Consider the following 12,011-nt stretch of genomic DNA (forward strand, 5'->3'; position numbering starts at 1 on the left):
GTGTGAGTGCGTGGAGACCGCGTGGGTGCGTCGCGTGCTCGTCGTGGAAGATCAACCGGCGATGCGTGTCCTGCTGTGCGACATGCTCGCGCACCGCGGTTTCGAGGTCACCGGCGCGGCCGACGCCGCCGAGGCGACCGGCCTTTTCACGGACACGGATCCCGATGTGCTGGTGACCGACATCGACCTCGGGTCGCGCCCCTCCGGCGTCGAACTGGCCACGATGCTCACCGGCCTCGCCCCGCACCTCGCCGTCGTCTTCCTCAGCAGCTTCCCGGGCGCGGTCGCGGGTGCCGGACGCCCCGGCCCGACCCGCGCGGTGTTCGTGTCCAAGCTCGACGTCAGTTCCGCCGACGTCGTGGTGGATGCCATCGAGGCGGCGCTTCGCACGACGACACCGCCCGCTCCCCCGGTGCCGCAGCGCGCCTCCCCGCTGGCCGGGCTCACCCGCCGGCAGGTCGAGGTGCTCGCCCTCGTCGCGCGCGGATGGTCGAACGAGCAGATCGCGCGCGAGCGGGGCACGACGACGCGCGCGGTCGAGCGTGCCGTGAGCCGCATCTTCTCGCGTCTCGGCCTCGGCGCCGCGGGCACGAACCCGCGCGTCCGGGCGAGCGCGCTGTACCTCGCCGAATTCGGCCCCGTCGGGTGAGGACGCTGCTGCGCGCGGTGGACCGTGCGCTCTCCGGCGGCCGGTTCGTCACGCGCTGGACCTTCGTCGCGATCGCCGCGGTGTCGCTGACCGTCCTGGCGCCGCTCCCCGCGGGGCTGTCGCCCGCCGAACGTGCTCTGGTCGCGACGGTGACGGCGGCGATCTCCTGCGCCGTGTGGATCGGGGTGGGGCTGGCCGAGCGCGCCCTCGGCCGCCCGCGCGCACGAGCGTCGCTCGTGGCCGGGGCGCTCGTCGCCACCGCCCTCGGCCGCCCCCTCCTGCTGGACGCGATCTCGCACGCCGCCGGACTCGCCGTGCTGCCCCCGGCGGATGCTCCGTTGCGTGCGGCCACGAATCTCCTGGTGTGGACGATCGCCCTGGTGGCGACCGCCGTCCTCGTCGACATCGTCCGTTCGACTCGCGAGACCAATGCCCTGCTCGCCCAGGTCCTCGCGCAGTGGGACGACGGCGCTGCGCGCGTGCGCCGCTACACCGCCGAGGCCCGAGCCGCGGTCGCGGCCGTCGCGGACACCCTCGAGACGACGCGACCGGACACCGTCGCGGATGTCCGCGCCCTGGCATCCGCTCTCCGCACCCACGCGCGCGACCTCTCCGCGCGCGCCGACGAAGCGCCCACGACCCCGTTCGCCGGCGGGCTCGTGGATGACCGCCCGCCGGTGCGGACGCCGCTCTCCCTGCGCCTCCCGCCCATCGGGACGGCAGCACTGCTGTACGGGGTCGCCGTCCTCCCCTACGCCCTTCGCAGCGTCGCCCCGGGGGACCTCCTGCTCGGGCTGATCGGGGCCCTCGCGTGCGGGTCGGCGGCCGACCTCGTCGCCCGGGTGCCCCCGCTCGCTCGACGTCCCCGGGCCCGGGCCCTCGTCTTCATCGCATCCGCCGTGCTCGTCGGGCTGGCCCTCACAGCCGTCGCGATGCTGCAGGGCGTCACGCTGCCGCTCGCGGCCGTACCCGCCCTGACCTACCCGGCGCTCGCCCTCGCGCTCGCCCTGGGTCGTAGCGGACTCCACCGCCTCCGGGTGGAACGCCGGCGGCTGTCGAGTGCGATCGCGGATCGGGGACGCGCCGACGACCTCGGCACGCGCCGGGTCCGGGCGGGCCTGCACCGCGCTGCCGACCTCGTGCACGCCGACGCCCAGGGCGCGGCGGTGCACTTCACGCTGCGGCATCCGGATGCCGGCCCCGCCGAGGTGGCCGGATTCCGCGCCGGGATGCTTCCGCTCGCGGCCGCCGTGCGGAGCGTGTTCGACACCCCCGGCCCGCGCGCGACCTCCCTCGCGCCCCTGCTCCGGACCTGGGGGGCGGCGATGCCCGTCGAGGGGGAGGTCGCCGACGACGCGGCCGCCGCGCTGAACGCCGACCCCGCGCTCGCCGACGATGTCATCGACGTCGTGGCCGAGGGTCTGCTCAACGCCGCCAAGCACGCGCGCGTGCGGACCGCGCGCGTCGAGGTACGTCTCACGGCGACAGCGGCCGGTCCGCGTCTCCGCGTGCGAGTGATCTCGCCGGGCACCCCGGTCGCGGGGGCGCGCCTGAGGCCGGGCTCGCGGGCCGGCCGCCTGGGCGCCCGTCTGGCGGCGCGCGGCGGGGACGCGGAGCTCGAAGCGCTTTTCCTGGTCGCCCACGACCCTGCGACGGCGGGTTCTGTCGTGTGGACCGAACATTCCGGCGATCGGGTCGACCGCCGAGCGTAGCGTCGGCGCCGATGTCCGAACTCTCCTCCCTCCTGCCCCTCGCGGTCGGCATGGCGATCTCGCCGCTGCCGATCGTCGCCGTCGTCGCGATCCTGCTCTCGGCCCGCGGCCGCACCGCTGCGCCCGCCTACACGGGCGCGTTCCTCGCCGTGACCCTCGCGGTGGTGGCCGTGGGCGCGATCACGTCCGCCGGTGCGTCCTCCGCGTCCCACGGGAGCGGGGGCAAGATCGTCGTCCTGATCCTCACGGCGCTGCTCACGGTGGGCTTCGCCGCCTTCGCCCTCGTGAGCTGGCTCGGACGCCCGAAGCCGGGGACCGCGCCCCCGACGCCCGGGTGGCTCGCCGCGGTGGATGCCATCACGCCGGCGCGCGCGGCCGGTCTCGGCCTGCTGATGGCGGCGACCAACAGCAAGAACATCCCCCTCGAGCTCAAGGGCGGCGCGGTCCTGGGGGCGGCGCACCTTCCGATGGCGGCGACGGTGCTGCTGTGCGTCGCGCTCGCTGTGGCGGGATCGCTGACGCTCATCGTCCCCACGGTGCTCGCCGCGACCGGGCTGCCCGGCGTCGGTGCGGCGCTGCGCCGCCTCAAGGACGAGATGATCGCCCACAATGCCGTCATCATGACCGTGCTCTTCGCGGTCCTGGCCTCGACCGAGGCCGCCCATCTGATCCGCCAGCTCACCGCGTGAGGACCCCCATGGACGCTCCCGTCACCGTCACCGCTCCCGCCGGAACCTTCCGGGGCCTCCTCGACCGCTCGGTACTTTCGTGGCGCGGCATCCGTTTCGCCGTCGCCCCCACGGGCGATCGCCGCTGGCGCGACCCCCTCCCCGCCCCGGATGCCGAGGGAGAGGTGGATGCCACCGCCTTCGGCCCCGTCTGTCCCCAGCCCCTGAACCCCGCCGTGCCGCTCGGCGATGCGGCGGTGGAGGACGAGGACTGCCTGTCCCTGAACGTGTGGGCACCGGCCGCCTCGGCGGAGTCGCCCCGGCCGGTCATGGTGTGGCTGCACGGCGGCGCCTACACCTTCGGGTCGTCGAGCCAGCCCCTGTACGACGCCACGTCGATGGTGTCCACGGGCGAGGTCGTCGTGGTCACGGTCAACTACCGTCTGGGCGCCCTCGGCTTCCTCGACCTCTCGGGCGCGGTGCCCGACGGCGGCTTCGACGGCAACCTGGCGCTGAAGGACGTGCTGCTGGCGCTGCGCTGGGTGAAGCGCAACGTCGCGTCCTTCGGCGGCGACCCCGACCGGGTCACGGTGTTCGGCGAGTCGGCGGGCGGCGGGCTGGTGACCACCCTCCTGGCGACACCGTCCGCGCGGGGTCTGTTCCACCGCGCGATCGCGCAGTCGTCCCCGGCCTCGAGCGTGTACGGCACGACGCGGGCGCAAAAAGTGGCCCGCAGCTTCCTCACCCAGCTCGGCATCGACCCCGATGACGCCGGCGCGGCCTCCGCCGTCCGCTCCGCCTCGGTCGAGGCGATCGTGGCCGCGGGCAAGGCCGTGTACGCCGAGGTCCCCACCACCGACCCGGGCACCCTCGCGTTCGCGCCCGTCGTCGACGGCGATCTGCTCCCGGAGGCCCCGATCGACGCGCTCCGCGCGGGCCGCGGCATCCCCGTGCCGGTGATGATCGGGACGAACAAGGACGAGGCCTCGTTGTTCTCGTTCATGAAGTCGCCCTTGATCCCCATCACGGGCGACCGGATCGACCAGATGTTCGCCGACATGGCGGCCGAGAACACCGGTGTCGAGCTGCCGACCCGAGAGCAGGTGCTCACCGCGTACGAGCACGTCCGTCACCGCGCGATCGGGCTGGGGGTGGCGCGCGACATCGGCTTCCGGCTGCCCACGCTGTGGGTCGCCGAGGGCCACTCCACCGTCGCACCGGTGTACCTGTACCGCTTCGACCACGCCTCGCCGTTCCTGCGCCTCATCGGCCTCGGTGCCACGCACGCCACCGAGCTGCCCTACCTGTGGGGCAATCTCGTGAGCGGCCCGAAGGACCTCACCTTCCGTCTCGGCGGTCGACGGGTGGCGGAACTGATCTCGGCGCGGATGCAGGCGCGCTGGACCGCGTTCGCGCACGGCGACGAGCCGTCGGCGCCCGATGCCCCCGCGTGGCCGGTGTTCGCCGCCGACGAGGGAGACACCCGCGCGACCCTCGTGATCGACCGCCACGATGTCGTCGTCGACGACCTCGACGGCGAGCTGCGGCGCGCGTGGGGTGACAACATCCTGTCGTTCTCTTGACGCGTGAGTCGCCAGGATTCGTCGCCTGAGGGCCATCCTGAGCGACACATCCTGGCGACTCACGCGGGCTAACACACCCGGGCGGCGACCGACCTCGACTGGAAAACGCGCGCCGATCGCGGTAGGGGTGGAGGTATGAGCCAGCTTCCCCCCGCGGCATCCGGAACCCCTCGACTCGAGGTCGACGACGTCATCGTCGTCGACAAGAAGCGTGTGCGCACCGCCATCGGCGGCACCGTCGTCGGCAACTTCATGGAGTGGTTCGACTTCGGCATCTACGGCTACCTGGCCGTGACGTTGGCCGTTGTCTTCACCTCCGACCTGCCCGAGCCGTGGGGCCTGCTGGTGACGCTGCTGGGCTTCGCGATCTCCTTCCTCGTCCGCCCGTTCGGCGGGTTCGTGCTCGGCCCGCTCGGCGACCGCATCGGGCGGCAGAAGGTGCTGTTCCTGACGATGGCGATGATGGCCACGGCCACCGCGCTCATCGGCATCCTGCCCACCTCCTCCGCGATCGGGCTGTGGGCGATCGTGCCGCTGTACCTGCTGAAGATGGTCCAGGGCTTCTCGACCGGCGGCGAGTACGCCGGCGCGACGACCTACGTCTCGGAGTTCTCGCCGGATCGCACACGCGGCTTCTGGTCGTCCTGGCTGGACGTGGGCTCGTACGTCGGTTTCGCCGCGGGCGCGTCGGCGGTCGCCGTGACGACCGCGATCACCACCGCGGTCTCAGGCGAGAACGCGATGGTCGACTACGGCTGGCGGATCCCGTTCCTGCTGGCGATCCCCCTCGGGATCGTCGCGATCTACTTCCGCCTGCGCATCCCCGAGACGCCGTCGTTCGAGCAGACGCACGCCGCCGAGGCCGCGCAGGAGACCGGTTCGGACGATCCGATGGCGCGTCAGGGCCTGCGGGGCATCGTCCGCCATCACTGGCGCGCGCTGCTCATCGGCATCGCGCTGGTCGCCGCGACCAACACCGCCGGCTACGCGCTCACGAGCTACATGCCCACGTACCTCGAGAAGGAGGTGGGCATCTCCAACCTCGGCGCGGCGGTGGCCACGGTTCCCGTCCTGCTGGTGATGTCGGCGACCCTCCCCCTCATCGGCAGGCTCAGCGACCGGATCGGACGGAAGCCCGTCTACGCGATCGCGGCCGGTTCGGCGATCGTGCTGCTCGTCCCCGCGTTCCTCATCATGCAGATCGGCGAGCTGTGGGCCGTGATGATCGCCCTGACCCTCGCGGCGGTGCCGGTGGCGTTCTACGTCGCGATCTCGGCATCCGCTCTGCCCGCCCTCTTCCCCACCGCGTCGCGCTTCGGAGCGATGGCCGTGGCGTACAACATCGCGGTGTCCCTGTTCGGCGGCACGACGCCGCTGTTCAGCCAGGCGCTCATCGAGTGGACGGGCAACACGCTCATGCCCGCGTTCTACATCATGTTCTTCGCCGCGTTGGGCCTGGTGGCGCTGTTCGCGATGCGCGAGACCGCGCGTCGACCGCTGCTGGGCTCGGTGCCCGCCGTCGAGACGCCCGCCGAGGCGGAGGCGGTCGTGGCCCGTCAGGACGAGGACCCGCTCATTGACACCTCGACGATGCCGCTCGCCATCCGCCGCGGCTGATCCGCTCTCCGCGCGAGTCGCCAGGAATCGTCGCCCGCGGGGCGCCCGAAGCGACAGATCCTGGCGACTCGCGCGCGGCTCAGCGACGGCGACCGGTGCCGAACAGGCCCCGGATCACGCCGTTGAGGATCGTCTTCGTCGACCCCCGGCCGAGCAGGTCGTCGAGCGGCGCGGTCGGAGCGCTGGAGCGCGAACGCGGCGCCGCGGTGCTCTTGAGCAGCCGGTCGTACTCGCGCTGCGCCTTCTTCTGAGCCTCGGCGTGCGCCTTGTCGATCGCCGCCTGCTGCTTCGCGTACTCGGCCTCGGTCGCCGCCGCCTGTTTCGCGCGCTCCGCCGCCTCGCGCGCCTCGGTCGCCGCCTGCATGCGCGCCGCCAGGATCTCGCGGGCCGACTCGCGGTCGATCGGGGTGCCGTACCGGGCGAACAGGGGGGATGCCGAGACGGCGGCGGCGAGATCGGCGGCGGGGATCGGCGACATCGAGGCCCGCGGCGCGAACAGCCGCGTCCAGGCGACCGGGGTCGGGGTGCCGCGTTCGTCCATGACGGTCACGATCGCCTCGCCCGTCCCGAGCTCCTGCAGGACCCGCTCGAGGTCGTACCCCGACGCGGGATACGTCCGCACCGACGCGCGCAACGCCGTCGCATCGTCGGGGGTGAAGGCGCGGAGCGCGTGCTGGACGCGCGACCCGAGCTGCGCCAACACGTCGCCCGGCACGTCCTTCGGCGTCTGCGTCACGAAGAAGACCCCCACCCCCTTGGAGCGGATGAGACGGACCGTCTGCGTGATCGCCGCGAGGAAGGCCTTGGACGCGTCGCGGAAGAGCAGGTGCGCCTCGTCGAAGAAGAACACGAGCTTGGGCTTGTCGAGATCCCCGACCTCGGGCAGCACCTCGTACAGCTCCGCGAGCAGGTACATCAGGAACGTCGAGTACAGCTCGGGACGCGAGGCGACGTTCGGCACCTCGAGGAGACTCACGACGCCCTCGCCCTCGGCGGTGGTGCGCAGGAACGCCGTCACGTCGAGCTCGGGCTCGCCGAAGAAGGTGTCGGCGCCGGCCGCCGAGAACGCGATCAGTTCGCGGAGGATGACACCCGCGGTCGCGCCGGAGAGCCCGCCGAGGTCCTTCAGCTCGCTCTTGCCCTCGTCGCTGGTGAGGAAGGTCAGCACGGACCGCAGATCCGACAGATCGACGAGCGCGAGCCCCTTCTCGTCGGCGTAGTGGAACACGAGGCCGAGGCTGGACTCCTGCGTCGCGTTCAGACCGAGCACGCGGCTGAGCAGCAACGGACCGAACCCCGACACGGTGGCCCGCACGGGAACGCCCGAGGCCGCGTCGTCGCCGAGGGCGTAGAACTCCGTCGGGTAGGCCCGCGGCTCCCAGTCCTGCCCCAGGGCGCTCGTGCGCGCGAGGAGCTTCTCGCTCGAGACGCCGGGGGCGGCGACCCCGGAGAGATCGCCCTTGATGTCGGCCGCGAACACGGGCACCCCGTTCGCCGACAGCTGCTCGGCCAGCAGCTGCAGCGTCCGCGTCTTGCCGGTTCCCGTGGCCCCCGCCACCAGCCCGTGCCGGTTGGTCATCGCGAGGGGGATCCGGACGGGGACGGATGCCACCGGCCCGCCGTTGACGAGTACACCGAGGTCGAGGGCCCCAGCGGACCCGGCGTACCCGGCGGCGATCGTCGCGACCTGCGCGTCGGTCAGCGGCCCGGCGGCGGGCTCGGGCGCCGGCGCGGGAGGCTCAGGCGTCGTCGCGGGCTCGGGAGCGGCGGCGGGAGCGGGAGCGGGCCCGGGCGCTGTCTCGGGAGCAGCGGTGGCCGCGGGCGTGGCGGCGACACGGGCCCGCGCGGCCGCCGCCTCCGCCGCGGCGAGATCGGCGCGAGCGCGCGCCAACCGGAGCTCGGCCTCGGCCGCCTCGGCCTCGGCTCGGAGTCGGGCGACCTCGGGGTCGTCGGCGGGACCGGGAACGGACGGCGCGGTGTCGCTCATGGCGTCAGCCTAGGACGGCGCGGAGGACGCGGCATCCGGAACCCGTCGGTTGCGTCGAAGCGTCGCCCGATCGTCGTCGCGGGCCCGGAGACGGGAGAACACCACCGCGAGCACGAGGGCCGCGCCCGCGCCGACGAGCGCTCCCCCGACCGTGTCGGAGAGCCAGTGGGCGTGCAGGTAGGTGCGGCTGAACGCCATGAGGACGATCCACGCACCGCCCACCACCCGCACCCACAGGGTCGGGAACACGATCGCGGCGACCACCGCGATCGTCGCGGCGTTGGCGGTGTGCCCCGAGGGGAACGAGCCGTAGTCCGCGAGGACGAGGATGTCCTCGGGGCGTGCACGGCCGAACGTGTGCTTGAGCACCTGCACGAGGAGGGCGCTCCCCGCGGACGCGGCCAGGAAGTACACCGCCGTCCACCGGCGCCCGGTGAGGAAGAGCGCGAGCGCTCCCCCCAACGGCACGATGAGGATGGCGGTGATGTAGCCGCCGATCTGGTTCATGACCAGGGCGATCGTGAGCAGCGGCTGAATCGGCGCGGAGGCGAACAGCTGGTTCCACCACACGTCGATTGCGAACGGACTCGGCCCGCGGAAGTACACCCAGGCCCCGAGCCCGCACGCGAGCGCGATCAGCACCAGACCGAGCACGGCGCGGACGCGCTCCGAGCGCACCGTCACGAACGGCGGGGGCGCGGCATCCAGGTCCATCGCCCCATGATGCCGTCCCGCCGGGCCTCCCGGCATCACCGGGACGGGCGGTTCGCCCTCTGCTACTGTTCGGCCCTTACGGAGCGAGCCGCTCGACGGTGCGCGGACGCACCAGGAACCACAGCGCCAGCACCCCGAGGACCGCACAGCCCACCATCACCGATGCCATGGTCGTGGCGGTGATGCCCGATCCGGTCGCGAGCAGGCCCACGACGGGAGAGATGACGCCCGCGATGCCGAAGTTCGCGGCACCGATGATCGACTGCGCGGTGCCCGCGGCCTTGCCGTGGCGGTCGAGGGCGAGCACCTGGGCGCACGGGAACGTGAAGCCGCACGAGGTCATGAACAGGAACAGCGGGATGATCGTGCCCCACAGCCCGAACCCGAGCTGGTCGAAGACGACGATCACGATGCCCCACAGCACGAGCGAGGCGGTCGAGAACGCGAGCACCCACTGGGGACCGAAGCGCGCGGCGAGGCGCGAGGCGATCTGCACGCCGATGACGAGCCCCACGGAGTTCGCGGCGAAAAGCACGCCGTACTGCTGCGCGTCGAAGCCGTAGCTCTGCTGGAAGAGGAACGAGGATGCCGACAGGTAGGAGAAGAGTCCGCTGAAGGTCATCGCCCCGATGACGAGGACACCGACGAACACCCGGTCCCGGAAGACACTCGCGTACCGCTGCCAGACGGTGGTCGCGCCCTTGCCGCCCCGGCGGGCGGCGGGGAGCGTCTCCGGCAGGAAGACGATCGCCGAGACAAGCATGACCGTGCCGTAGGCCGCGAGCACCCAGAAGATGCCCCGCCACGGCATGACCGACAGGAGCAACGACCCCGCGAGCGGCGCGAGCACCGGTGCGACGCCCGAGACCAGGGCGAGGCGCGAGAGCATCACGACCAGCCGGCGACCGCCGAACAGGTCGCGCACGATGGCGGCCGCGACGACGCCGCCCGCTGCGGCACCGGCCCCCATGAGGACGCGCGCGATCGACAGCGTGCCGAGGGTCGGGGCGAGAGCGGCGAACACGCTCGCGGCGACGTGCAGGGCCGTGACCGCGAGCAGCGGGATGCGACGACCGACCTTGTCGCTGAGCGGTCCGACGATGAGCTGGCCGAGCGCGAATCCGATCATCGTGCCCGTGAGGGTCAACTGGATCGCGGCGGCCGAGGTCTGGAAGTCGGCCTCGAGCACCGGGAACGCGGGCAGGTAGAGGTCGATCGTGAAGGGCCCCAGAGCCGTCAGGGCGCCCAGCAGGACGATGTAGAGGACGCGGCGTCGCGCCGAGATGCTGTCGCCGGGGTGCAGCACGATCGGCGCTGTCGCCGGATTGCTTCCGAGCGCACGGATGGCGCCCGTCGCCGAGGGCTCGGTGCGGGCGGTCGGGGGGATCACGGGCTGGGAAGCGGTGTCGAGCACGTCGGTCAGGGGGTCCTTTTCGCAACACGGACAGCCCGGACGATGCCGGGCTGTGAATTCGGGGGATCGTCGAACCTCGAATCGATTCGACATCGTCATACTATCGCGCGGTCCCGGTTCTCCACCATCCCCCCTCGCGGGTTCCTCCCAGGCCGCCACCGCATTCATCCGCATAGGCTGGGCGGAATCGGCCCGCGCCGAGCCTCCCGCCCCAGAGAGAGACAGCACAGACCGCATGAGCCCCTCCCCCGACAAGCGCAAGAGCGGCAACCCCGCCACGCAGGCCGACATCGACCTGACCGTCAAGCAGCAACGCGAGCAGAAGCGACAGGACAAGCTCGCCGAGTACCAGAAGCAGATCGCTCGTCGCAAGCGCAGCAAGCTCGTCTGGTGGGTCGTCGGATCGACCGCCGCCCTCGCGGTGGTCGCGGTCGTCGTGGCATCCTTCGCGCTCGCCCCGGCTCCGGCCCCCAGCTACCAGGCGGGCAACACGACCGGGCGCGAGATCGAGGGCGTCGAGACCTTCCAGAACCGCTCCGACCACGTGCAGGGTGCGGTCACGTATGAGCAGACGCCCCCCGCCGGCGGCCCGCACAACCCCTACTGGCTGAACTGCGGCGTGTACACCGAGCCTCAGCAGAACGAGAACGCGGTGCACTCGCTCGAGCACGGGGCCATCTGGATCACCTACGACCCGGAGCGGGTCGACGCCGACGGAATCGCCGCGCTCGAGGCCGTCATGCCCTCCAGCTACGCCATCCTCTCGCCCTACCCGGGCATGGACACCCCCGTCGCCGTGAGCGCGTGGAACCACCAGCTCAAGGTCGACGACCCCGCCGACCCCCGCATCGCCGAGTTCTTCACCGAGTACTGGCGCAGCCAGAACGCCCCCGAGCCCAACGCCGCCTGCTCGGGCGCGATCGACGGCCCCGGCAGGGCATGACGTGACCGACGACGACACCGCGGCCCGGCCGGCCGCGCGGCGCATCGTCGTCGCGGTGGCCGTGGTCGCGCTGCTGGCCGTCGCCTTCGCGATCGGACGCTTCACCGCGTTCGGCGCGACCGCCGCCCCCGCCACCCCGTCGACCACCTCCGCCGACGCCGGCTTCGCCCGCGACATGCAGGTCCACCACACGCAGGCGGTGCTCATGGCGATGGAGATCTACCGCAAGACCTCCGACGACGAGCTGCGCACCCTCTCGTACGACATCGCCACCACCCAGGCGGGTCAGCGCGGAGAGATGTTCGGCTGGCTCGTGCAGTGGGGCCTGCCGCAGGCGTCGTCCCAGCCGCTGATGCAGTGGATGGCTCCGTCCAGCGCGCACAGCCACGGCGACACCTCCGCGCTGTCCGAGGACGACCTCCTCTCCCAGATGGGGATGGCGACGGATGCCGAGCTCGACCAGCTCCGCTCGCTCGAGGGTCAGCCGGCCGACTGCCTCTTCCTCGGCCTCATGATCCGCCACCACGAGGGCGCGATCCCCATGGCCGAGGCCGTGGTCGAGCTCGGCAGCGACCCCCGGGTGAAGGACGTGGCCCAGACGATCATCACGGGCCAGTCGGCCGAGATCGACGCGATGCGCGACATCCAGACCCGCCTGTCCTGCACCGGCTGAGCCGGAACAGCGAAGGGGCGTGGCATCCGATCGACGGATGCCACGCCCCTT

Annotated in this window: 10 protein-coding genes; 7 read left to right on the forward strand and 3 right to left on the reverse strand. The window is 72.4% G+C overall.

Going from position 1 to position 12,011, the window contains the following annotated elements:
* The first annotated feature begins 10 nt into the window (after positions 1-10).
* The 5 genes from CSIV_RS15735 to CSIV_RS15755 all read left to right on the forward strand — a co-directional run bounded on the left by CSIV_RS15735 (position 11) and on the right by CSIV_RS15755 (position 6,229).
* Positions 11-649 carry a response regulator gene (locus CSIV_RS15735; protein ID WP_077052279.1) on the forward strand — a complete coding sequence of 213 codons (639 nt, stop codon included), beginning with the start codon at positions 11-13 and terminating at the stop codon, positions 647-649.
* Positions 646-2,361 carry a hypothetical protein gene (locus CSIV_RS15740; protein WP_077052280.1) on the forward strand — a complete coding sequence of 572 codons (1,716 nt, stop codon included), beginning with the start codon at positions 646-648 and terminating at the stop codon, positions 2,359-2,361. The genes CSIV_RS15735 and CSIV_RS15740 overlap by 4 nt, the downstream gene beginning before the upstream one ends.
* 11 nt (positions 2,362-2,372) lie before the next feature.
* Positions 2,373-3,050, forward strand: coding sequence for a GAP family protein (locus CSIV_RS15745; RefSeq protein ID WP_077052281.1), 678 nt, complete (start codon positions 2,373-2,375; stop codon positions 3,048-3,050).
* Positions 3,051-3,058: 8 nt separating this feature from the next.
* Complete coding sequence (locus CSIV_RS15750; protein WP_077052282.1) at positions 3,059-4,612, forward strand: carboxylesterase/lipase family protein; 1,554 nt, start codon at positions 3,059-3,061, stop codon at positions 4,610-4,612.
* 135 nt (positions 4,613-4,747) lie between these two features.
* Positions 4,748-6,229, forward strand: a complete 1,482-nt coding sequence (locus tag CSIV_RS15755) for an MFS transporter (protein ID WP_077052283.1) — start codon at positions 4,748-4,750, stop codon at positions 6,227-6,229.
* 79 nt (positions 6,230-6,308) lie between these two features.
* Here the strand turns inward: CSIV_RS15755 and CSIV_RS15760 are convergent, their stop codons facing one another.
* From CSIV_RS15760 to CSIV_RS15770, 3 genes are all read right to left on the reverse strand, one after another.
* On the reverse strand, positions 6,309-8,216 hold the full coding sequence (locus CSIV_RS15760; RefSeq protein WP_077052284.1) for a helicase HerA-like domain-containing protein: 1,908 nt from the start codon (positions 8,214-8,216) through the stop codon (positions 6,309-6,311).
* Positions 8,217-8,225: 9 nt separating this feature from the next.
* The gene (locus CSIV_RS15765) at positions 8,226-8,930 is read right to left on the reverse strand and encodes a phosphatase PAP2 family protein (RefSeq protein ID WP_077052285.1); all 705 of its coding nucleotides are present in this window, start codon (positions 8,928-8,930) and stop codon (positions 8,226-8,228) included.
* A 76-nt stretch (positions 8,931-9,006) separates the two neighbouring features.
* Positions 9,007-10,344, reverse strand: coding sequence for a multidrug effflux MFS transporter (locus CSIV_RS15770; RefSeq protein ID WP_139340735.1), 1,338 nt, complete (start codon positions 10,342-10,344; stop codon positions 9,007-9,009).
* 235 nt (positions 10,345-10,579) lie between these two features.
* On the opposite strand from CSIV_RS15770, the gene CSIV_RS15775 reads away from it, so the two are divergent.
* On the forward strand, positions 10,580-11,287 hold the full coding sequence (locus tag CSIV_RS15775; RefSeq protein ID WP_077052286.1) for a DUF3105 domain-containing protein: 708 nt from the start codon (positions 10,580-10,582) through the stop codon (positions 11,285-11,287).
* 1 nt (position 11,288) lies between these two features.
* Positions 11,289-11,960, forward strand: a complete 672-nt coding sequence (locus tag CSIV_RS15780; RefSeq protein WP_077052287.1) for a DUF305 domain-containing protein — start codon at positions 11,289-11,291, stop codon at positions 11,958-11,960.
* Positions 11,961-12,011 lie beyond the last annotated feature (51 nt).

Source organism: Microbacterium sp. CSI-V, from assembly GCF_001984105.1.
Lineage (GTDB): Bacteria > Actinomycetota > Actinomycetes > Actinomycetales > Microbacteriaceae > Microbacterium.

Bases quoted from the DNA above. Each gene is read 5' to 3' on its own strand.
- CSIV_RS15745 (WP_077052281.1), top strand. From the start codon at position 2,373: ATGTCCGAACTCTCCTCCCTCCTGCCCCTCGCGGTCGGCATGGCGATC.
- CSIV_RS15750 (WP_077052282.1), top strand. From the start codon at position 3,059: ATGGACGCTCCCGTCACCGTCACCGCTCCCGCCGGAACCTTCCGGGGC.
- CSIV_RS15755 (WP_077052283.1), top strand. From the start codon at position 4,748: ATGAGCCAGCTTCCCCCCGCGGCATCCGGAACCCCTCGACTCGAGGTC.
- CSIV_RS15760 (WP_077052284.1), bottom strand. From the start codon at position 8,216: ATGAGCGACACCGCGCCGTCCGTTCCCGGTCCCGCCGACGACCCCGAG.
- CSIV_RS15765 (WP_077052285.1), bottom strand. From the start codon at position 8,930: ATGGACCTGGATGCCGCGCCCCCGCCGTTCGTGACGGTGCGCTCGGAG.
- CSIV_RS15775 (WP_077052286.1), top strand. From the start codon at position 10,580: ATGAGCCCCTCCCCCGACAAGCGCAAGAGCGGCAACCCCGCCACGCAG.